The 21762-nt window shown below is 72.0% G+C and carries 16 protein-coding genes and 1 pseudogene; 10 read left to right on the top strand and 7 right to left on the bottom strand.

The window, feature by feature from the left end:
- Positions 1-109: 109 nt before the first annotated feature.
- Positions 110-1738 carry a succinic semialdehyde dehydrogenase gene (locus tag J7F03_RS01620; RefSeq protein ID WP_214946798.1) on the top strand — a complete coding sequence of 543 codons (1629 nt, stop codon included), beginning with the start codon at positions 110-112 and terminating at the stop codon, positions 1736-1738.
- 49 nt (positions 1739-1787) lie between these two features.
- Positions 1788-3581 carry a GMC oxidoreductase gene (locus J7F03_RS01615; RefSeq protein ID WP_214946797.1) on the top strand — a complete coding sequence of 598 codons (1794 nt, stop codon included), beginning with the start codon at positions 1788-1790 and terminating at the stop codon, positions 3579-3581.
- A 499-nt stretch (positions 3582-4080) separates the two neighbouring features.
- Here the strand turns inward: J7F03_RS01615 and J7F03_RS01610 are convergent, their stop codons facing one another.
- Positions 4081-4344 (bottom strand): chorismate mutase, encoded by a 264-nt coding sequence (locus J7F03_RS01610; protein ID WP_214946796.1) that lies wholly within the window; start codon positions 4342-4344, stop codon positions 4081-4083.
- 297 nt (positions 4345-4641) lie between these two features.
- Between J7F03_RS01610 and guaA the strand changes: the two genes are divergently transcribed.
- From guaA to J7F03_RS01590, 4 genes and pseudogenes are all read left to right on the top strand, one after another.
- Entirely contained in the window at positions 4642-6228 is a 1587-nt protein-coding gene (gene guaA / locus J7F03_RS01605) for a glutamine-hydrolyzing GMP synthase (RefSeq protein ID WP_214946795.1), read from the top strand.
- A gap of 134 nt (positions 6229-6362) precedes the next feature.
- On the top strand, positions 6363-7202 hold the full coding sequence (locus J7F03_RS01600; RefSeq protein ID WP_214946794.1) for a class II aldolase/adducin family protein: 840 nt from the start codon (positions 6363-6365) through the stop codon (positions 7200-7202).
- A 102-nt stretch (positions 7203-7304) separates the two neighbouring features.
- Complete coding sequence (locus J7F03_RS01595; RefSeq protein WP_214946793.1) at positions 7305-8570, top strand: hypothetical protein; 1266 nt, start codon at positions 7305-7307, stop codon at positions 8568-8570.
- An 18-nt stretch (positions 8571-8588) separates the two neighbouring features.
- Positions 8589-9103: pseudogene (locus J7F03_RS01590) on the top strand (DoxX family protein).
- Between the two features lie 156 nt (positions 9104-9259).
- Here J7F03_RS01590 and J7F03_RS01580 read toward each other — a convergent pair.
- Positions 9260-10642, bottom strand: coding sequence for a PspC domain-containing protein (locus tag J7F03_RS01580; RefSeq protein WP_214946790.1), 1383 nt, complete (start codon positions 10640-10642; stop codon positions 9260-9262).
- 131 nt (positions 10643-10773) lie between these two features.
- On the opposite strand from J7F03_RS01580, the gene J7F03_RS01575 reads away from it, so the two are divergent.
- From J7F03_RS01575 to J7F03_RS01565, 3 genes are all read left to right on the top strand, one after another.
- Positions 10774-12069 (top strand): ATP-binding protein, encoded by a 1296-nt coding sequence (locus J7F03_RS01575; RefSeq protein WP_214946789.1) that lies wholly within the window; start codon positions 10774-10776, stop codon positions 12067-12069.
- The gene (locus J7F03_RS01570; RefSeq protein WP_285440372.1) at positions 12066-12833 is read left to right on the top strand and encodes a response regulator transcription factor; all 768 of its coding nucleotides are present in this window, start codon (positions 12066-12068) and stop codon (positions 12831-12833) included. The genes J7F03_RS01575 and J7F03_RS01570 overlap by 4 nt, the downstream gene beginning before the upstream one ends.
- A gap of 148 nt (positions 12834-12981) precedes the next feature.
- Positions 12982-14094 carry an esterase family protein gene (locus J7F03_RS01565; protein ID WP_214946788.1) on the top strand — a complete coding sequence of 371 codons (1113 nt, stop codon included), beginning with the start codon at positions 12982-12984 and terminating at the stop codon, positions 14092-14094.
- A gap of 40 nt (positions 14095-14134) precedes the next feature.
- Here J7F03_RS01565 and J7F03_RS01560 read toward each other — a convergent pair whose 3' ends face one another.
- The 3 genes from J7F03_RS01560 to J7F03_RS42230 form a co-directional block, all read right to left on the bottom strand.
- Positions 14135-15208: a C40 family peptidase gene (locus J7F03_RS01560; RefSeq protein ID WP_214946787.1), complete on the bottom strand. Its 1074-nt coding sequence runs from the start codon at positions 15206-15208 to the stop codon at positions 14135-14137.
- Positions 15209-15349: 141 nt separating this feature from the next.
- Positions 15350-15703, bottom strand: coding sequence for a hypothetical protein (locus J7F03_RS01555; protein ID WP_214946786.1), 354 nt, complete (start codon positions 15701-15703; stop codon positions 15350-15352).
- 155 nt (positions 15704-15858) lie between these two features.
- Positions 15859-16377 carry a C40 family peptidase gene (locus tag J7F03_RS42230; protein WP_214946785.1) on the bottom strand — a complete coding sequence of 173 codons (519 nt, stop codon included), beginning with the start codon at positions 16375-16377 and terminating at the stop codon, positions 15859-15861.
- A gap of 148 nt (positions 16378-16525) precedes the next feature.
- Here J7F03_RS42230 and pcrA point away from each other — a divergent pair, with 148 nt between their 5' ends.
- Positions 16526-19048 (top strand): DNA helicase PcrA, encoded by a 2523-nt coding sequence (gene pcrA / locus J7F03_RS01545; protein ID WP_214946784.1) that lies wholly within the window; start codon positions 16526-16528, stop codon positions 19046-19048.
- A 94-nt stretch (positions 19049-19142) separates the two neighbouring features.
- On the opposite strand, the gene J7F03_RS01540 is transcribed toward pcrA, so the two are convergent.
- Positions 19143-20831 carry a M23 family metallopeptidase gene (locus tag J7F03_RS01540; protein ID WP_214946783.1) on the bottom strand — a complete coding sequence of 563 codons (1689 nt, stop codon included), beginning with the start codon at positions 20829-20831 and terminating at the stop codon, positions 19143-19145.
- A 90-nt stretch (positions 20832-20921) separates the two neighbouring features.
- Positions 20922-21692: a triacylglycerol lipase gene (locus J7F03_RS01535; protein WP_214946782.1), complete on the bottom strand. Its 771-nt coding sequence runs from the start codon at positions 21690-21692 to the stop codon at positions 20922-20924.
- Positions 21693-21762 lie beyond the last annotated feature (70 nt).

The raw sequence follows: 21762 nt of genomic DNA, 5'->3' as shown, positions 1-21762 counted from the left end.
GCCGCGGAGCCCCGTTTCCGCCATCCTGCCAGCGATCACTGGCAGAAATGGCAAAATCCGGTTACCGGCGGGTACCCAAAGCACCCCCGAGCGCAATACGCTCACGCCCATGACGGACACGCAGGCCCCGGCCCCCCTCCGCAGCGCCCCGCAGCCCACCAACCCGGTCGCCCCGGCCCCGGCCGGCGCCCGCGGCGCCGCCGACGTGGTGACCCCCGAACTGGTCACCCGGCTGACCCGCGGCGTGGCCGGCTCCGGCCGCACCGCCAATCACAGCCCCTTCACCGGCGACAAGCTCGCGGACCTCCCCGAGGCCACCCCCGAGGACGTGGCCGCGGCCTTCGCCGCGGCCCGCGCCGCGCAGCCCGCCTGGGCCGCCGTTCCCGTCCGCGCGCGGGCGGCCGTACTGCTGCGCTTCCACGACCTGGTCCTCTCCCGGCAGGCCGAGGTGCTCGACCTGATCCAGCTGGAGACCGGCAAGGCCCGCCTGCACGCACACGAAGAGGTCCTGGCCGTCTCGATCGCCGCCCGCCACTACGGCCGCAAGGCGCCGTCGTACCTGCGGGCCAAGGGCCACACGGGCGCCATGCCCACCCTCACCAAGGTCACCGAGCTGCGCCAGCCGCGCGGGGTCATCGGCCAGATCGCCCCCTGGAACTACCCCCTCGAACTGTCCATCGGCGACGCCCTGCCCGCCTTCGTCGCGGGCAACGCCGTCGTCATGAAGCCCGACACCGAGACCGCGCTCACCGCCCTGTGGGCCCGCGACCTGATGATCGAGGCGGGCCTGCCGGCCGAGGTGTTCCAGATAGTCCTCGGCGAGGGCCCGGTCGTCGGCCCCGAGGTCGTCCGGCACGCCGACTACGTCTCCTTCACCGGCTCCACGCGCACCGGCCGCGAGGTCGCCCATGGTGCGGCCGCCCGGCTGATCGGCGTCTCCCTCGAGCTCGGCGGCAAGAACGCCATGCTCGTCCTGCGCGACGCCGACGTGGAGAAGGCCGCCGCCGGCGCCGTCCGCGCGTGCTTCTCCTCCGCCGGCCAGCTCTGCATCTCCATCGAGCGGCTGTACGTCCACTCCTCGATCGCGGACGAGTTCGTCGCCCGGTTCGCCGCCCGCACGAAGGCCATGCGCCTGGGATCCTCCCTCGCCTACGGCGCCGACATGGGCTCCCTGGCCGGCGAGCGCCAGCTGGAGGCCGTACAGCGGCACGTGGACGACGCCGTCGCCAAGGGCGCCACCCTCGTCGCGGGCGGAGTCGCCCGCCCCGACATCGGCCCGCTCTTCTACGAGCCGACCATCCTCGACGGGGTCGAGGCCCCGATGGCGGTGTGCGGGGAGGAGACCTTCGGCCCGGTCGTCTCCATCTACCGCTTCACCGACGAGGACGAGGTCATCGAGGAGGCCAACGGGACCGCCTACGGCCTGAACTCCAGCGTGTGGACGAAGGACTCCCGCCGCGGCCACGCCGTCTCGGCCCGCCTGCGCACCGGCACCGTCAACATCAACGAGGGCTACGCCCCCGCCTACGGCAGCGCCCAGGCGCCCATGGGCGGCATGAAGGAATCCGGCCTCGGCCGGCGCCACGGCTCCGAGGGCATCCTCAAGTACACCGAGGCCCAGACCGTCGCCCAGCAGCGGCTGCTGCCGATGGCGCCGTCGCTCGGCATGGACGACGAGAAGTACGCGGCGTTCATGACCCGCAGCCTCCAGGTCATGAAGGCGTTCCGACTCCGCTAGTCCGCCCCTCCGCTAGTCCGCCGGCCAGTTCCGCTCGGGAGGCACCGCAGTGTCGTACGACAACGACTACGACTACGACGTCATCGTCATCGGATCGGGTTTCGGGGGGTCGGTCTCCGCGCTGCGGCTCACCGAGAAGGGGTACCGGGTCGGCGTCCTGGAGGCGGGGCGCCGCTTCACCCGCGAGACCCTGCCGAAGAACAGCTGGGACCTGCGCAACTACCTGTGGGCCCCGGCCCTCGGGCTGTACGGGATCCAGCGGATCCACCTCCTCGGCAACGTGATGGTCCTCGCGGGCGCCGGGGTGGGCGGCGGCTCGCTCAACTACGCCAACACCCTCTACGTGCCGCCCACCGCCTTCTTCGAGGACCGGCAGTGGGCGTCCATCACGGACTGGCAGGGTGAACTCGCCCCGTACTACGACCAGGCCAAGCGGATGCTGGGGGTGCGCCTCAACCCGACGATGACCCCCTCCGACGTGCACCTCAAGGCCGCCGCCGCGGAGATGGGCGTCGCGGACTCCTTCCACATGGCCCCGGTCGGCGTCTTCTTCGGAGACGGAGACGACGCCCAGGGGCAGCCGAAGGTCCGTCCCGGGGACGAGGTCGCCGACCCGTACTTCGGCGGCGCCGGCCCCGCCCGCAAGGCCTGCACCGAGTGCGGCGAGTGCATGACCGGCTGCCGGCACGGCGCGAAGAACACCCTGAACGAGAACTACCTGCACCTCGCCGAGCGCGCCGGCGCCGTCATCCACCCCATGACCACCGTCACCGCCCTCTCCGACCACGCCGAGGGCGGCTACCGCGTCCGCACGGTCCCCACCGACGGCCGCCGCCGGGGCAAGGCCAAGGTGCTGCGCGCCCGCTACGTGGTCGTCGCGGCGGGCACGTACGGCACCCAGACCCTGCTGCACACGATGAAGGACCTCGGCGAGCTGCCCCGCCTGTCGGACCGGCTCGGCGACCTGACCCGGACCAACTCCGAAGGCCTCGTAGGGGCGCAGACCGACGACCGCCGCTACCGCAAGCGGCACGGCAAGGACCGGCGGGCCGACTTCACCCGGGGCGTGGCCATCACCTCCTCCGTGCACCCCAACGCCGACACGCACATCGAGCCGGTGCGCTACGGCAAGGGGTCGAACGCGATGGGGTTCATGACGATCCTCCAGGTGCCGTACGCGAAGCACCGGGTCCGGGCCTGGTTCGGGCGGACCGCCAGGCACCCGGTGCAGCTGCTGCGCTCGCTGTCCAACCGGCGCTGGTCGGAGCGGACCATCATCGGCCTGGTCATGCAGTCCCTCGACAACTCCCTGACCACCTACCGCAAGCCCGGCGGCATAGGAAAGGGTCTGCTCACCGCCCGCCAGGGCCACGGCGCGCCCAATCCCGTGCAGATCGCCGAGGCCACCCGGGCGGCGACGCTGCTGGCGCGGGAGATCAACGGGTTCCCGGGCAGCAACGTCGGCGAGCTGATGGGGACGCCGCTCACGGCCCACTTCCTCGGCGGCTGCCCGATCGGCGCCTCGTCCGAGGAGGGCGTCGTCGACCCGTACCACCGGCTCTACGGTCACCCGGGCATCTCGGTGGTGGACGGCTCGGCCGTCTCCGCGAACCTCGGGGTCAACCCGTCGCTGACGATCACGGCGCAGGCGGAGCGGGCGATGTCGTACTGGCCGAACAACGGCGAGAACGATGCGCGCCCGGAGCAGGGGGCGGCGTACGTCCGCCTGGAGGCGGTGGAGCCGGCCTGCCCGGCCGTTCCGAAGGAGGCCTTCGGGGCGCTGCGGCTGCCGTTCCTGGCGGTACCGGAGATTCCGCCGCGCGCGACGGAACCGGCCGAATGAGCGCGGCGGGTTCGGCGCTCCCCCTCCGAGCGCCGTGCCCGCCGCGGTACATAAGTGACAGGCGTTCAGCCCCGATGGTTGTACCGGAACCCCAGAGACCGGTCTGTGGCCTGCGTCACGTATTGAACGGAGAAGGTCGCCCATCCGTTCGAGCTGAAGATCGAGAAGGTCGTGGCGGACGCCACCGGCTCCCTCAAGGTCGGCCACGCCGGGCACGAGCACCGGTGCGGGCACCGGCAGCACAGAAGAACGGCCGGCCCGGGGCGTCCCCTGGGCCGGCCGTTCTTTTCGGGGTGACCGGGCTGCTGTCCCCTGCCGTCCGGTCACGCGCGGGAGCGAGGTCCCACGACGCGCGCTCCACGGGGCGCACGCCTCATCGCTCCAGCGGAGCCACGCGTGGTGTCGCTGTCCCGCGCCTGGCTGGCGCGGACATCCGCATCAACGAAGGGCCCCGGGGGCGGTCACGGTCCGGACGGGTGACGAACAGGCGTCACGGGCTTCACACCCTGCCCCGGCACAGCTCCAGCAGCGTCATGGCGAGCGAGGTGCCGGGCTTGCCGAGGGCGTCGCTCCAGTGGCCCAGGACCTCCATCTCCCGGGACAGGTGCACGCGGCGCCCGCCCGAACCGATCCGGGCCTCCTGGATGACGGCCGAGACGGCCATCCGCTCCTGGATCAGGCCGATGATCCGGTCGTCGAGGGCGTCGATCCGCTCGCGGGAGTCGGCGATCAGCTGCTCGGGGGTGGTGGTGATCGTGGTCATGGTCGGTCTCCTGTCGGGTGGGGCCCGCAGGTCCGGAGGAACGCGAGAGCGCCCCGGTCCTGTCGGACCGGGGCGCTCTGGGAAGTCAGTGGCTCAAGCGAGCATCACGATGACCCATGGCGACCGGACCGGCCGGTGCCATAGGTAAAGAGGAAGCTCAGCTGCTTGCGCATGGAACGGATTATTACCCTCTATCCCGCTCCGGGCCAAGTCGATTCAGATGGTGAGACGAAGAGGTGTGCAGGTCCCCCGTTAGAATCGACAAAACAGCCACCTCTTCCGCCGGAAGGCCGCCCCGTGCCAGAAGCACCCTCCGCCGCCCACGACAGCGCCCCGGACACGGTTCTCGTCGTCGACTTCGGCGCCCAGTACGCCCAGCTCATCGCCCGCCGCGTCCGCGAGGCACGGGTCTACTCCGAGATCGTGCCCAGCACGATGCCCCTGGCCGAGATGCTGGCCAAGAACCCCAAGGCGATCATCCTCTCCGGCGGCCCGTCCTCCGTGTACGAGGAAGGCGCCCCCCAGCTCGACGGCGGCATCTTCGAGGCCGGCGTTCCCGTCTTCGGCATGTGCTACGGCTTCCAGCTGATGGCGGTCACCCTGGGCGGCACCGTCGACAACACCGGCGCCCGCGAGTACGGCCGCACCCCGCTGGCCGTCTCCAAGGCCGGCTCCACGCTCTTCGAGGGCACCCCCGAGAACCAGTCGGTGTGGATGTCCCACGGAGACGCCTGCTCCGCCGCCCCCGAGGGCTTCACCGTCACTGCTTCGACCGACGTCGTCCCGGTCGCGGCCTTCGAGAACGACGCGAAGAAGCTGTACGGCGTGCAGTACCACCCCGAGGTGATGCACTCCACGCACGGCCAGCAGATCCTGGAGCACTTCCTCTACCGCGGCGCCGGCCTCCGGCCCACCTGGACCACCGGCAACATCGTCGAGGAGCAGGTCGCGGCCATCCGCGAGCAGGTCGGCGACAAGCGCGCCATCTGCGGCCTGTCCGGCGGCGTGGACTCGGCCGTCGCCGCAGCGCTCGTACAGAAGGCCATCGGCTCGCAGCTCACCTGCGTCTACGTCGACCACGGCCTGATGCGCAAGGGCGAGACCGAGCAGGTCGAGAAGGACTTCGTCGCGGCCACCGGCGTGCAGCTGAAGGTCGTCGACGCGCAGGAGCGCTTCCTGAACGCGCTGGCGGGCGTCTCCGACCCGGAGACCAAGCGCAAGATCATCGGCCGCGAGTTCATCCGCGTCTTCGAGCAGGCCCAGGCCGAGATCATCGCCGAGGGCGGCGCGGACGTGGCCTTCCTGGTCCAGGGCACCCTGTACCCGGACGTCGTCGAGTCCGGCGGCGGCGCCGGCACCGCGAACATCAAGTCCCACCACAACGTGGGCGGCCTCCCCGACGACATCGAGTTCGAGCTCGTCGAGCCGCTGCGCCAGCTGTTCAAGGACGAGGTCCGGATGGTCGGCCAGGAGCTCGGCCTGCCCGACGAGATCGTCCAGCGCCAGCCCTTCCCGGGCCCGGGCCTCGGCATCCGCATCGTCGGCGAGGTCACCAAGGAGCGCCTGGACCTGCTCCGCGAGGCCGACGCCATCGCCCGCCACGAGCTCACCGCGGCCGGCCTGGACCGCGAGATCTGGCAGTGCCCGGTCGTCCTGCTCGCGGACGTCCGCAGCGTCGGCGTCCAGGGTGACGGCCGCACCTACGGCCACCCGATCGTGCTGCGCCCCGTCTCCTCCGAGGACGCGATGACCGCGGACTGGACGCGCATGCCGTACGAGGTGCTCGCGCGGATCTCCACCCGCATCACCAACGAGGTGCCGGACGTCAACCGCGTGGTCCTGGACTGCACGAGCAAGCCCCCGGGCACCATCGAGTGGGAGTAGTCCCACCCGTTCGCCGTACGTGACGAGGCCGCCGCTCCCACCCGGGAGCGGCGGCCTCGCCGCATGTCCGGCCGTACGTATGGCCTCTTCGCCCGGTCGCCGGTACCTTGCGCCGCGACCTTGAAGGAGGGGCCATGGCCGAGCAACCCGCACGCGAAGGCGAAGGGGTGGTCGCACCCGTACCCGCACCCGTACCCCCGCCCGCACCCGTACCCCCGCCCGCGCCCGCGCCCGTGCCCGTCGAGCGGCTGGGCTTCGAGATGCCGCCGGCGTTCGCCACGGCCGAGGAGGAGCGCGCGCACCGCAAGCAGCGGCTCGCCGGGGCGCTGCGGCTGCTGGGGCGGCTCGGCTACGAGGACGGGGTGGGCGGGCACGTCAGCGCCCGGGACCCCGAGTTCGAGGACTGCTACTGGGTCAACCCCTTCGGCCGGGCCTTCGGCTCGATCGGCCCCGACGACCTGCTGCTGGTCGACGGGCAGGGGCGGGTCCGCCAGGGGGAGCGCCGGGTCAACCAGCTGGCCTTCGCCGTGCACGCCGCCGTCCACCGGGCCCGGCCGGGGGTGGTGGCCGTCGTCCGCACGCAGGCCCCGTACGGCCGGGCGCTCGCCGCCCTCGGCGAACTGATCGCCCCGGTCACCCAGGAGGCCTGCGCCTTCTACGAGGACCACGCGCTCCTCGACGAGTACGAGGGCGCCGAGGACGCCGGGCGGATCGCGGGCGCGCTCGGCCCGTACAAGGCGCTGGTCCTGCGCAACCAAGGGCTGCTGACCGTCGGCGACTCGGTGGACGCCGCGACCTGGTGGTTCATCGCGGCGGAACGGGCCGCGCAGGTCCAGCTGATCGCGCGGGCGGCCGGAAAAGCGGTGCTCATCAGCCACCACGGCGCGGTCGCCACGCGGGAGCGGTTCGGGTCCGATCTGGCGGCCTGGGTGAACTGCCAGCCGCTGCTGGAACAGGTGGCGTCAACATCATGAACGGTTAATCACCTGCTCTGACATCGTGCGCAATCCGGAGCACTGCCGCAGTGGTGCACAATTCGCTGGCATTGCACCGTAGTCCAGAGAGGCGGCACGTTCGTGGCTGTCCAAGAGATCTCCCGACCCACCCATGGCGGCAGCTGCACCTGCGAGGACTGCCCACACGGGGCGCGCGAAGGGCACCGGCGCGCGGTCGCCGCGTTCCTGGAGAAGCGCGACGAGTTCGCCGCCGGGCAGGGGCTGCCCGCCGCCGTCGCCCGCTCCGCCGGGGCGTCCCGGCAGTGGGTGTCCGATGAACTGACCCTGTCCGCGCGCACGGTCGCCGACCGGGGCAGGGAGGCCGGGCACTCCTGGCTGTACCTGCTCTCGCGGCGTGCCGTGCTCGCCGTGTGGATCGCCGCCGGGGTGCTGCTGCTGGTCCAGGTCGGCACCGCGCTCGGCACCGGCTGGTCCACGGCGCGCACCGCCGGGCTGCTGGCCGCGCTCACGCTGGCCGCCCTGCTGACGGTGGCGGCCCGCGCGCAGACCGTCCGGGGCGGGCTGCTGGCCCCGCTGGTCGGCGAGGACAACCGGCTGTCCACCTCGAAGGTGGTGCCGAGCGCCTGGCTCGTGCTCACCGCCTTCGCGGCGCTGCTGCCCGCGCTGCGCCTCGCGGCCTCCTCGCCCGGGCCGGAGCGCCAGGCGCTGTACGCGGGGTTCGCGCTCGACCGGGCGCTGCCGCTGCTGGCGGTGCTCGCCCTGACCTCGGCCGTCGCGGTGCTGGTGCGCCGCGTGGTCTCCGTACGGATCATGGGGCAGCGGCTGCAGAAGCTGCCGGCGGACCGCCCGACCGGGGCCGACCTGCTCACGGACGACGCGGGCCGGGGATCCTTCCCGGACGCCCAGTACGTGCTGGTCTCCACGGTGGTACTCGCCTACGCGGCGGTGTCGCTGGCCCGCTTCCCGGACCGGCTTCCGCAGCTTCCGTGGGCGCTGGCGCTGCTGGTGGCCCTGTCGGCAGTCGTGTACCTGGCGGCGAAGTACGCCGAGGGCAGCCGCCCCTTGGTGCTGTCGGTGGTGCGCAGACGGGAGCCCGGGGATCTGGACGCGGCGATCCGCCCCGGGGACGACATCGAGATCCGGGGCGTGGGTTTCGTGCCGCCGGGTGCGCACACGCCGGAGATGCTGGCACGCCTCGTGGTCCGGGTCGGGGCGGTCCACGTGCACGTGCCGCTGGTCCCGGTGGCGGGCGGTTTCACCAACCCCTCCGACGCGGTGCTGACCGTGCCGGTGCCCGCCGAAGTGGAACCGGGGCGGATCGAGGTCCAAGTGGTCACCGCCGCCGGAGTGGAATCCAACCGCTGCACCATCGACGTGGCCGAGTGAATTGGGTACACATGTCGCGTGACCCGAACTGACGTCCCCTCCGGCGCCCGTGCCGACGAAGCCGTGGGCCTGCGCGCACGTGCCGCCCGCCACGCGCTCCTGCCCCTGCGGATCTTCCTCGGCGTGACCTTCGTCTACGCGGGGCTGGACAAGCTGACCGACTCCGCGTTCCTCTCCGCCACCGGCGACGGCTCCATCGGCGACCTGATGCGCGGGGTGCGCGACACCTCGGCGGTCCCGGCCCTGGTGGACCTGGCGCTCAAGGCGCCCGTCGGCTTCGCCGTCGCCCTGGCCATCGGGGAACTCCTGGTCGGCCTGGGTGTCCTGGCCGGCCTCCTGACCCGGATCGCTGCCGTCGGCGGGGCGCTGATCTCGCTCAGCCTGTGGCTCACGGTGTCCTGGGCGGTGACCCCGTACTACTACGGCAACGACCTGGTGTACCTCATGGCCTGGATCCCGCTGGTCCTCGCCGGTGCGCCCTACTCTCGCTGGATTCGGTGATCCGCTCGCGCCGGTCGCGGCGCACGGCATAGGTCACCAGGCCGACCACGGAGGCGAAGGCGAGCCCGCCCAGGGTCATCAGGAGGACGAGGAACCACGGCGGGTCGGCCTCGCCGGCCGCGCCGAGCAGATAGAGCACGCCCGCCGCCATCAAGACCAGGCCCGCGATCAGCCGTCCCGGCTGGAACTCATGACGCCGCACGGGTCACCTCCACCTGTCCCACACCCGCGTTCAGGTGCAGCTCGATCGTCCCGCCCGCCGCGGTGCCCGGGGTGGGCGGCAGGGTCTCCCGGCGGGTCTCGCCGTCGTGCTTGACGCGTATCGCGCCATCGGCCTCGCCGGGCATCTGGATGTCACCCAGTCTTACGGTGGCCTCCGCCTGCCCGGTGACCTCCCTCGGCAGGATCACCCGGAGCCGGCCCGCCTCGATCGAGGCGTGGACGGGCACGGTGGCGCCCTTGGGTACATCCAGGTGGCTCAGGTCCAAGGTGGCGAGTCCGGTCCCCGCCTCGTACCGCGGCGCCACGGCATCCACCGAGGCCGGCCGCCAGTTCACGTCCCGCCAGTCGGTGCCGATCTCCTTGGGCAGGGCCACCGCACCGGCCAGCAGCCCGGCCGTGATCATCGCGAGGAGCACGGTGCCGAAGCCGGTGCGGCCCTTGACCGAGCTGACCGCCAGTCCGAGACCGAAGACCGCGAGGGCGCATGCGAAGGCGACCTGCAGCGCGTGGCTCAGGGTGCTGCCCTCCCAGACCGAGGCGGCGCCGACGAATCCGGCCAGCAGCGCCAGCACGAACACCCGGCCGCCGACACCGCCGCGCGGCGCCGGGCGGACGCGGTCCCCGGCCGGGGCAGCCGCCGGGTCGCCCAGGTCGTCCGGGGCCGGATCGGCCGGCCCCCACAGGTACCCGGTCTCGCCGACCGGTCCCGTGGTGCCGTCCTTGACCAGCGGGTCCCGCCACCAGGAAGGGCCGCCGGGCGTGGGCGGCGCCTGGGTCTCGGGCGGCGCCGGACTGTGCGCGGTCCGGTGCCCGGTGCGCGTGGCCTCCGGCCAGACGAACTCCGCGCCCCCTGAGGCCGCGGCGGCCCTGTCCTGCGGGGCCTGGGTACCGGTGTGCCGGTGGCGCTGCGACCAGTACGCCCCGCCGCCCAGCGCCAAGGCGGCCAGGACGGAGAAGACCGCCAGCCCGCCGTTGTCCAGCATCGACAGGAACAGGGCGCAGCCCACCAGCGCGGTGAACACCGCCGCCAGCGTCGCGCCCTCGACCCGCCCCGTCAGCAGCTTCTTCGCCTCGCTGTCCTCCTCGCCCTCCTGGGGCAGCAGCAGCCACGCGAATCCGTAGAAGATCAGACCGACTCCGCCCGTCACCGCGAGGACGCCGAGCACGATCCGGAAGATCACCGGGTCGAGGCAGAAGTACCGCCCCAGGCCGCCGCACACGCCCGCGAGCACCTTGTCGCGCTTGGAGCGGCGCAGGCGCGGGGGAGGACGCTCGGCGGACGGCGGGCCGCTCGCGGCGCCCGCGCCGGCCCCGGCGTCCGGCGGAGGGGAATCGTGTACTTCGGTCATGCGTACATGGTGACGGTCCGCCGACGCCGAGGGCATCCGGATCCACCCTGGGACAGCCCTGATATCCCCCCGAGAGAAGTGGGGGGCTGCCCTGATGCCCCGGGCACCGCGCGCGTGTGACCATCGGTGACATGCCCGTAGCAACCGCCCCCCGCCCGCCGTACGCACCGGACTCCGACGAGACGCCGCAGCGCAAGCTCTACCGCAGCGCCGACGGCCGGATGCTCGGCGGTGTCGCGCGCGGCCTCGCAGGGCACCTCGGGCTGCCCGTCGTCTGGGTCCGGCTCGTCTTCCTCGGACTGTTCATGTGGGGCGACGGCCTCGGCGTGCTGCTCTACGCCGCGTTCTGGGTCTTCGTACCGCTCGGCGTCGGCGGCCGCAGCGGACACCGCTCCTACTTCGACACCCTCCCCGACGGCACCCGGCGCCTGCGCAAGCCCGAGCGGGGCCAGATCACCGCGTTGATCGCGCTGTGCGTCGGCGCCGGAATCTTCATCTCCAAGGTGCAGGTCGGCGGCACATCCGGCCGGTACGTGTGGCCGCTGCTGCTGGTCGGGGCCGGGGTGGTCCTCGTATGGCGCCAGGCCGACAACGCCCGCCGCGCCCACTGGAACGCCGCCGCCGGACGGCACGCGCGACTGCTGCAGACCGCCCGCGCGCTCGCGGGCGTCGCCCTGGTCGGCGTGGGCCTGACCGTCTTCATCGTCGTCCGCGGCTCCGCCGCCCAGCTGGGCAACGTCATGACCGCCACCCTCGCCGTCCTCGTCGGCGTCGCGCTCCTCGCCGGCCCCTGGCTGATCCGCATGACCCAGGACCTCTCCGAAGAGCGCCTGATGCGCATCCGCGCCCAGGAGCGCGCCGAGGTCGCCGCCCACGTCCACGACTCCGTGCTGCACACCCTCACCCTGATCCAGCGCAACGCGGAGGACGCCGGAGAGGTACGCCGCCTCGCGCGGGCCCAGGAGCGGGAGCTGCGCAACTGGCTGTACAAGCCCGAGGGCACCGGCAAGGACGAGGCCGAGGAGCCGAGCACGCTGGCCGAGGCGGTGAAGAAGACCGCCGCCGAGGTCGAGGACCACCACGGGGTCCCGATCGAGGTGGTCGTCGTCGGCGACTGCCCCCTCGACGAGAAGCTGGCGGCACAGATGCAGGCAGCGCGCGAGGCGATGGTCAACGCGGCCAAGTACGGTGGCGACGGCGGCCCCGTCCAGGTGTTCGCGGAGGTGGACGGCCAGACGGTGTTCGTGTCCGTACGGGACCGCGGACCGGGCTTCGACATGGACGCGGTACCGGACGACCGGATGGGCGTACGAGAATCGATCATCGGCCGGATGCAGCGCAACGGCGGGACCGCGCGGCTGCGGTCCGCGCCCGACGGCGGCACGGAAGTCGAGCTGGAGATGGAGAGGGCGGCGAAGGCAGCATGACCGAGGACAACGCGAGCACCGGCGACAACGCGAGCACCGGCGACAACGCGAGCACCGGCGACAACGCGGGCACCGGCGACAACGCGAGCAGCGGAGCGGTGGCCAGGCGAGTCCGGGTGGTGCTCGTCGACGACCACAGGATGTTCCGCACGGGCGTCCAGGCCGAGATCGGCGAGACCGACCGGACCGGGGTCGAGGTCGTCGGCGAGGCCGCCGACGTGGACCAGGCCGTCACCGTCATCACCGCCACCCGCCCCGAGGTGGTGCTCCTCGACGTGCACCTGCCCGGCGGCGGCGGCGTGGAGGTGCTGCGCCGCTGCGCCCCGCTGATGGCGGCCGCCGAGGACCCGGTGCGGTTCCTGGCCCTGTCCGTGTCGGACGCCGCGGAGGACGTCATCGGGGTCATCCGGGGCGGCGCGCGCGGCTACGTCACCAAGACGATCACCGGCACCGACCTGGTGGATTCGGTCTTCCGGGTCCAGGACGGGGACGCGGTGTTCTCGCCGAGGCTGGCGGGCTTCGTCCTCGACGCCTTCGCCTCGACGGACGCCCCGCCGGTCGACGAGGACCTCGACCGCCTCACCCAGCGCGAGCGCGAGGTGCTGCGGCTGATCGCGCGCGGATACGCGTACAAGGAGATCGCCAAGCAGCTCTTCATCTCGGTGAAGACCGTGGAATCGCACGTCTCGGCGGTCCTGAGGAAGCTGCAGCTGTCGAACCGGCACGAGCTCACCCGCTGGGCCACGGCACGCCGGCTGGTCTGAGCGGGGAGGGGGCCCGGCAGACGCCGGACGGCCGGGCGGATCCGCCCGGCGATCCACGCGAAGTGGATCTCAGGCCATGGGTCCTGTGATCCACACCGCAGTCGGTACCGGGAACCCGAGCAGGTCCCGGACCCCTCTACCGTCCGTGATGAGTTTGACGGGGACCCCCCTCTTCGCGACGGTGATCGCCCTGACGGCGTGCGCCGTCCTCCTGCCGCTGATCGTGTGGAGCAAGGTGCGCGGCCCCGCCGCCGTACGCGTCGCCATCCGCACCTCGATGATGGTCTTCGCCCAGGTCACGGCCGTCGCGCTGGTGTTCATCGCGGTCAACCGCGACATGAACTTCTACGCCTCCTGGGGCGATCTGCTCGGCACCGGCAAGTACGTCACCGCCGCCCCCGACCTGGGCCCCGACGGGCTCGGCGGGAAGAAGGCCGCGGAGGTCAAGGCCGCGCCGAAGGTGGTCCAGGACTTCCAGCCGGTCGAGGGACTCGGCGGCCGGGTCAAGAAGACCGAGCTCGACGGCAAGATCTCCGGGGTCAAGGGCGACGTCCTGGTGTGGCTGCCGCCCCAGTACGACGACCCGGCCTTCAAGGACAAGAAGTTCCCCGTGGTCGAACTGATCCCGGGCATACCGGGGACGGGCAAGTCCTGGTTCCAGGGCCTGAAGGCGCACGAGATCCTGGAGCCGCTCATGAAGAGCGGCAAGGTGCAGCCGTTCATCCTGGTCTCGCCGCGCGCCATGCTGCTCGGCAACGCCGACACCGGCTGCGCCAACATCCCCGGCAAGGTCAACGCCGACAGCTGGTTCAGCGTCGACGTCCGCAAGATGGTCGCCGACAACTTCCGGGTCTCGCAAGAGGCCCGCACATGGGGCGTGGCCGGCTACTCGGCCGGGGCGTACTGCGCCGCCAAGCTGGCGATCAACCACCCCGACCGTTACAGCGCGGCGGTCTCCCTGTCCGGCTACAACGACCCGGGGCAGGAGCCCTCGTCGCTGGTCGCGCAGGATCCGGAGCTGCGCCGCACCCACAACCTGAAGAACCTGCTCAAGGCCGCGCCCGCGCCGCCGGCGGTCTCCCTGTGGATGTCGGGGGCGGAGCAGGACGGCTACCTGTCCGGCACGGACCTCAAGGCGCTCGCGCAGAGCCCGACCGTGGTGCACGCGGAGAAGGTCGTCGGTGGCCACAACCTCGAATCGTGGTCGAAGCAGCTGCCGCAGACCTTCGACTGGCTGAGCAAGACGGTCAAGGCCCCGTAGGCACGGCCTGCCCGTAGCGGCCGGTCGCGGCCGGTCGCGGCTACGCCGGTCGGGAAGCACCCGCCCACGGCATCGAGTCCACCGGGGCGAGGCGCACCGTGGAGCCGGGGCGCGGGGCGTGGATCATCTGGCCGTTGCCAATGTACAGGCCGACGTGGGAGATCCCGGAGTAGAAGAACACCAGGTCACCGGGGGTCAGCTGGTTGCGGGAGATCCGCTGCCCGGTGTTGATCTGGGTGTACGTGGTGCGCGGCAGCGACACCCCGGCCGCGCGCCAGGCCGCCTGGGTCAGCCCCGAGCAGTCGAAGGAGCCCGGCCCCGTCGCACCCCACACGTAGGGCTTGCCGATCGCCCCGTACGCGAACGCCACCGCGCGGGCGGCGCGGGAACCGTCGGAGGGCGAGGGCGAGGGCGAGGGCGAGGGCGAGGGCGAGGGCGGCGGGCCCGGCGTGCGAGCGCCGGCGGAGTCGGCCTCGTAGGCCGCGCGCTCCTCGGCGGTGAGCTTGGCCAGCAGCCGCTGGGCGGCGCTCAGCTTCTCCTCGATCTCGGCCTTGTGGCCGGCGAGTTCGCCCTGCCGGGCGCGCAGGTCGGCGAGGCGTCCGGCGGCCTGCTCCTCGAGGTGTCCGACCTCGTCGAGCTTGCGGCGCACGGTGGAGATCTCGGCCGCGTTCCGGTTTCCGGCGCGGGCGATGAGGGCGGCCCGGTCCAGGTACTCCTGCGGGTCGTCGGCCATCGCCAGCTGTACGGCGGCGCTGAGGGTCCCGCTGCGGTACTGGGTCGCGGCCAGCGAACCGAGCGTGCTGCGGGCGGTGTTGAGCTGATCCGTCTTGCGGGCGGTCTCGTCCTGCAGTCCGGCGAGGGCGCGTTGCGCGTCGTCCGCCTTCTCCTTCGCCCCGTTGTACCGGTCGGTCGCGGCCTCGGCCTCCTCGTAGAGCCGGTCCACATCCGCCTTGACCTGCGAGGGCGTCTGCCGGGGGTCGGCGTGGGAGGTGCCTTCGAACGCGGTGGCGGTGGCAGCGCCCGCGAGGGCGAGGGTGGCGGCCGTGGTGCGTACGGTGCTCCGTGCGGCGGTGCCGGCGAGCGGGCGCTGCCTGGGCTTTCGATGACTGGCCACGAGGGCCTCACGTCCTTCCTCTGTCGTTGCTTGGAGGAGGGACGCTAGACCCGAAGGTAACGGGGAGATGACGAGATGGCCGCAAGTGGTCGGACGTGACCGGACCTGGCCGCCGGATGGTTGCCCGATGTCCGTGCGGTGTCAGTGCCAGAGAACGGCGATGAAGATATTGACCATGGTCAGTCCGCCGACCGCGCCGAACAGGGCCTTCTCCACCCGCTCCTCGTCACGCTTGACGTAGACGAGCGCCAGGATCACGAAGAGGATCGCGAGCTTCACGCCGATCTTGATGTTGTTGACCGTGTCGCCGTCCATCTCGCGGAAGCCGACCAGCAGTACGCCGGTGACGAGCATGGTCAGCGCACCGTGCAGCATCGCCGGCACGAAGCGGGCCGTGCCGGCGCTCATCGCCTTCATCTGGGTCAGGAAACCGCCGAGCAGCGAGGCGATCCCGATGATGTGCAGGCCGACGAAGACGCTGATGAGTACGTTCATGCGACGAGCGTAGGCGGTGGCTGTCCGCGGATCTCCGTCAGGCGGGCGACCTCGATGCCGTACACCGTGTACACGGCGGTCCGGCCGTCCTGCCGGTCCACGTCGGACGGGCCGGGGGAGCGCCGGCGGACGGGCGGGGGAACGTCCTACGGGCCTCACCCGGGCCGGACGCTCCCGTGGATCGGCTGGTAGTAGATCGAGTCCTCGCGGACGTACGCCCCCGGCCGCGGGGCGTGGATCATGCGGCCGCCGCCCACATAGATCCCGACATGGCTGATGTCGCCGTAGAAGAAGACCAGGTCGCCGGGGCGCAGCCGGGCCGTCGCGATCCGCGGCGCCCGCGTGTACTCGGTGAGCAGCGCGTGCTCGCGGCCGCCGAGCCGGTTCAGCAGGTGCGTCTGCGCGAAGAAGGCCTGCGGGTCGTCGCTCAGCAGGAGGGTCGCGGTCCCGCCGAGGGGGCCGGCGCCCCGGTACCGGTCGGCGGCATGGCTGCCGAGCAGCCGCCGCGCCTCGTGCGCGGGCGCCGCCGAGGCCTGGTGGGGGAGGAGCAGGCCCAAGGAGGACAGGGCCGCGGTCGTGGCGACCGCGGTGGGGGCGTGAGGATGTCTTCGGGTGCGCGGCTTGCGGTGGTGGGGGGAGGAGTCGTGGGACGAGGGGAATCCGTACGAGTACACGGGCCGGCACCTCCTTCCGGTTGGCGGAGCACGCTAGCGGCGGAGGGAGCGGCTCGGAAGGGCCCGCACAGGGTTCGCAGGGCATATGCCGCCCAATTTTCCGGGGCCGGGACCGGCTGTCGGTCCGGCCCCCTAGACTCGGAAGGCGATGAGCAGCCTCTTTGACGACAGCTTCCTGGCCGACCTCTCCTCCTCCGAAGAGGTCCCGCCGCCGCCCGAGGATCACACCGCCCCCGAGACGGGCGCGGACGATCTCTTCGGGGGCCGGTTCGACATGCCCATGAGCGGGGACGCGTACTACCGGGACGGCGCCCCCAGGCCCGTCATCGACCCGGCGGCCCTCCTGGAAGGGCTGAACGCGGAGCAGCGCGCGGCCGTGGTGCACGCGGGATCACCGCTGCTCATCGTGGCCGGCGCCGGGTCCGGCAAGACCCGCGTCCTGACGCACCGGATCGGCCACCTGCTGGGCGCGCGCGGGGTCCACCCCGGCCAGATCCTGGCGATCACCTTCACCAACAAGGCCGCCGGCGAGATGAAGGAGCGCGTCGAGGGCCTGGTCGGCCCGCGCGCCAACGCCATGTGGGTCTCCACCTTCCACAGCGCGTGCGTGCGCATCCTGCGCCGCGAGTCCAAGCGGCTCGGTTTCACCTCCTCGTTCTCGATCTACGACGCGGCCGACTCGAAGCGCCTGATGGCGCTCGTCTGCCGCGACCTGGACCTGGACCCGAAGAAGTTCCCGCCGAAGGCCTTCAGCGCCAAGATCTCGAACCTGAAGAACGAGCTCATCGACGAGGACGCCTTCGCGGGTCAGGCCGTCGACGGTTTCGAGAAGACCCTCGCCCAGGCGTACGCGATGTACCAGGGGCGGCTGCGCGAGGCCAACGCGCTCGACTTCGACGACATCATCATGACCACGGTCCACCTGCTCCAGGCCTTCCCGGACGTCGCCGAGCACTACCGGCGCCGCTTCCGCCACGTGCTGGTCGACGAGTACCAGGACACGAACCACGCGCAGTACACGCTCGTGCGCGAGCTGGTCGGCACCGGCTACCCGGACCTGCCGCCCGCCGAGCTGTGCGTCGTGGGTGACGCCGACCAGTCGATCTACGCCTTCCGCGGCGCGACCATCCGCAACATCCTCCAGTTCGAGGAGGACTACGCGGACGCCACGACGATCCTGCTGGAGCAGAACTACCGCTCCACGCAGACGATCCTGTCCGCGGCCAACGCCGTCATCGAGCGCAACGAGAACCGCCGAGCGAAGAACCTGTGGACCGAGGCCGGCAGCGGCGCCGTCATCACCGGGTACGTCGCGGACACCGAGCACGACGAGGCGCAGTTCATCGCCGACGAGATCGACCGGCTGACGGACGCCGGCGACGCGAAGGCGGGCGACGTCGCGATCTTCTACCGGACGAACGCGCAGTCGCGCGTGTTCGAGGAGATCTTCATCCGCGTCGGGCTGCCCTACAAGGTCGTCGGCGGCGTCCGGTTCTACGAGCGCAAGGAGGTCCGCGACGTCCTCGCGTACCTGCGCGTCCTGTCGAACCCCGAGGACAACGTCCCGCTCCGCCGGATCCTGAACGTACCCAAGCGCGGCATCGGCGAGCGGGCCGAAGCGATGATCGACGCGCTCGCGATGCGCGAGAAGATCACCTTCCCGCAGGCGCTGCGCCGGGTCGACGAGGCCTTCGGCATGGCCGCCCGCTCGACCAATGCCGTCAAGCGCTTCAACGTGCTGATGGAGGAGCTCCGCACGATCGTCGACTCGGGCGCGGGCCCGGCGGTGGTGCTGGAAGCGGTCCTGGAGCGCACGGGCTACCTCGCCGAACTCCAGGCGTCGACCGACCCGCAGGACGAGACGCGGATCGAGAACCTGCAGGAGCTGGCCGCCGTGGCGCTCGAATTCGAGCAGGCGCGGGAAGCGGCGGCCGCGGAGGCCGCTTCGAGCGGCGCCCCGCCGGTGGGCCCCGGCACCCTCTCCGAGTTCCTGGAACAGGTCGCGCTGGTCGCCGACTCCGACCAGATCCCGGACGAGGACACCGACGGCAACGGCGTCATCACCCTCATGACCCTGCACACCGCCAAGGGCCTCGAGTTCCCGGTGGTCTTCCTGACCGGCATGGAGGACGGGGTCTTCCCGCACATGCGGGCACTGGGCCAGACCAAGGAGCTGGAGGAGGAGCGCCGCCTCGCCTACGTCGGCATCACGCGGGCGCGCGAGCGGCTGTACCTGACGCGCTCCTCGATGCGCAGCGCGTGGGGCACCCCCTCGTACAACCCGCCGTCGCGGTTCCTCGAGGAGATCCCCGCCGAGTACCTGCAGTGGAAGCGGACGGGCGCGGCGCAGAAGCCGGCGGGCCCGATGCGGAGCTCGGGCTACGGGTCCTCGGGCTCGGGCGGGTCGAAGGCCTCGTTCGGGACCTCGCCGGAGTCGTTCCTGTCCTCGTCGCGTACGAAGTCGGGCCCGTCCGGTTTCGCGACGCGCCGGGCCACCGACAAGCCGGTCATCGCGCTGGCGGTCGGGGACCGGGTCACGCACGACCAGTTCGGGCTGGGCACCGTCATGGAGGTCAGGGGAGCGGGCGCGGACGCGCAGGCCACCATCGACTTCGGGGACGAGAAGCCGAAGCGGCTGCTGCTGCGGTACGCGCCGGTGCAGAAGCTCTAGCGGTCAGGTCCGGCGGGAGCCGACGGGCTCCGGCCGGCCGGGGAGCACCGGCTGGTCGGGGAGCACCGGCTGGTCGGAAAGTGCCGGGCGGTTCTCAGGTGGGGTCCAGGTCGTGGCTGCGGAGCCACGCCTGGGGGTCGACCGGACTTCCGCCGCCCGGCCGGACCTCGAAGTGGAGGTGCGCCCCCGTGGAGTTGCCCGAGTCGCCGGAGTACGCGATCACGTCGCCGGCCTTGACCTTGCCGGACCTGATCTTGGCGCTGCTGAGGTGGCAGTACCAGGTCTCGGTGCCGTCGGGCGCGGTGAGTATCACCATGTTGCCGTAGGCGCTGTTCCACTTGCTGCGCACGGTGCCGTCGGTGGCGGCCATGACCGAAGTCCCGTAGCCCACCGGGAAGTCGATGCCGGTGTGCACGGACATCCAGTTGACGCCCGCCTGGCCGAAGCCGGCGCTGAGGCCGTGCCGCGCGACGGGGAGGAAGAACTTGGGGCGGGCCGCTTCCTTGGCCGCCTCCTCCTCCGCCTTCTTCTTCTTTTCCTCGTCCTGGCGCAGGCGCAGGTCGATGCGCTCCTGGGTGCGGCTCGCGCGGTCCGCGAAGTCGCCGGCGTCGGCGCTGAGGGCGGTGAGCTGCGTGTCGAGCTTGCTGTTCGCCGCGACCGGCTTGATGGAGGCCGGGTCGGGGGCGGCCAGCGTGGTCGTCTCCTCCGACGGCTTCTCCGCACCGGTGAGCCCGCCCACGGAGGCGGCGGCGACACCCGCGACGCCCATCACGCAGACGGAGGGCACGGCCACGGTCAGCAGGGCGGAACGCTTGGCCGGGGTGCGCCGACGGCTGCTGCCGCCCGCCCTGGCGGCCGTCGCCTTGCCCGCGGGCTTGGCGCCGGCGCGGCGCGAGGGGCGCGGCTCGGACGGCGCGGGGGCGGTGACGGGCATGGCCTGGGTGGGGAGGTCGTGCACCGGGGCGTCGTCACCGGCGTCGTCGGCCGTGTCATCGAACGCGTCGTCGAACGCCTCGGCCTCGGTGACGACCTCGAAGACGGCGGTCTCGGTGTAGGCCGGGGTCCAGGCCGGGGCGGCGGTCTCCGCGTACGGCTGCTCGTACTCGTAGCCGTACGCGTACTGCTGCTCCTGGGGCTGCGCCTGTTCCTGGACCTGCGCGTGCTCCTGGGCGTGGACCTGCGGCTGGGCCTGCTGCTCGTAGCCGGTGTACGCGTAGGTCTGCTCGGAGGCGGTGTTCCAGGCGGTGGCGTCGTAGGCGCCGGTCTCGGTGCCGTAGCCCGGGACCGACCAGTGGCCGGTCTGCTCGGCCGAGGTGTCGTAGCCGAAGGCGGTGGGCTGGTAGTCCGTGGACGGGTAGTCCGACGGGTAGTCCGTGGAGGCGCCGCCCTGGGCGGGGACGGTCGACAGGTAGCCGTCGTACTGCTGGGGGTAGCTGCCCTGCGGGGTGTTCCAGGCCGTGGCGTCGTACCCGCCGGTGTCATAGGAACCGGTGTCGTAAGAACCGTAGGCAGCGGCGTAGTTGTAGCCCTGACCCTGCGATTCATAGGACGCATAGCCGGAATCGCCAGCGAAAGTGGTGGTGGAAAGGCCGTCATACCCGAGATCGGGGTACTGGCCCGACGAGGGGCGGTCGTTCACCAACTTCTCTTTCGCCTCGGCAGCGGGGGGCCTGGGTGGCCGAGGAGGATGAGGTCCTCGGAGGAGAGCAGTGGCGTGACTGTACCCGGCGGTTACTGGCAACGACAATCTTCGACGGGTCCCCAGCTTGCGGGAACCGGGCATTCGGCCGCCTTTCGGTCGCCCAAAGACCCACCCTTGGCCTTGAGTTCGAAATGTGTTCGAGTGCGGGTGGGGCTTTGATCCGACTTTCGGTCAGGCGACGGACGCGGCCCCGGGGTGCGGGAGAGCGCTCGGGCCCGGCCCGTCGAGCGCGCGCCGGACCGCGGCGATGACGGTCGGATGCGCGGGCAGCGCGAGATGCCCGATGCCGGTGACCTGCACGTTTTCGGCGAGCAGGTCCGGATGTTCGATACGGGCCGTCTCGGTCGGGTCCATCAGCTCGTCGAACTCGCTCCAGAACGCCACGTGCCGGGTCCGGCAGCCGGGCGCGGGCGCGCGCAGTTCGGCCAGCACCTCGGAATCCGGTCGCATCTGCCGGACCAGCGGGTGCGCGTCCATGAAGGGCGCCACGCGGGTGCCGGAATGCGGGGTGCCGAGCGTGACGAGCGCGCGGACGCGGGCGTCGCCGCCGAGCCGCTGGACGTAGTACCGCCCGACCAGCCCGCCGAGGCTGTGTCCCACCAGATCCACCCGCTCCTGGCCGGTGCGCTCGCAGAGCTCCTCGACGCGGCGGGCGAGATGGCGGGCGGTGACGCGCAGGTCGCGGGTGAAGGGGGAGTAGTTGTACGTCTCCACCTGCCGCCGGCCGCCCGCCCCGAGGGCGCGGCGCAGCAGCACGAAGACGGACCGGTTGTCCGTGAACCCGTGCAGCAGGAGCACGGGCGGACGTTCGCGGGTGGTGGAGGTACCGGTGGGCGGCCGTTCCTGCAACACTCCGGTGGGATACAGCAGGATGTGCCCGCCCAGCACGATCGCTTCCAGTACGCCGGCGCGCAGCGAGGCCCCGGACATGGTCAGCCCCATGGACGGCCTCCCCCTCAGCGTCTTGGGACCGTGGCGGCCGGCCACACCGTGCCGTGCGGCTGTCGGCACG

The organism is Streptomyces sp. ISL-43, assembly GCF_018614195.1.
GTDB lineage: Bacteria > Actinomycetota > Actinomycetes > Streptomycetales > Streptomycetaceae > Streptomyces.
The sequence above is the reverse complement of the archived record's forward strand: the minus strand, read 5'-3'. Positions and strand labels throughout refer to the sequence as shown.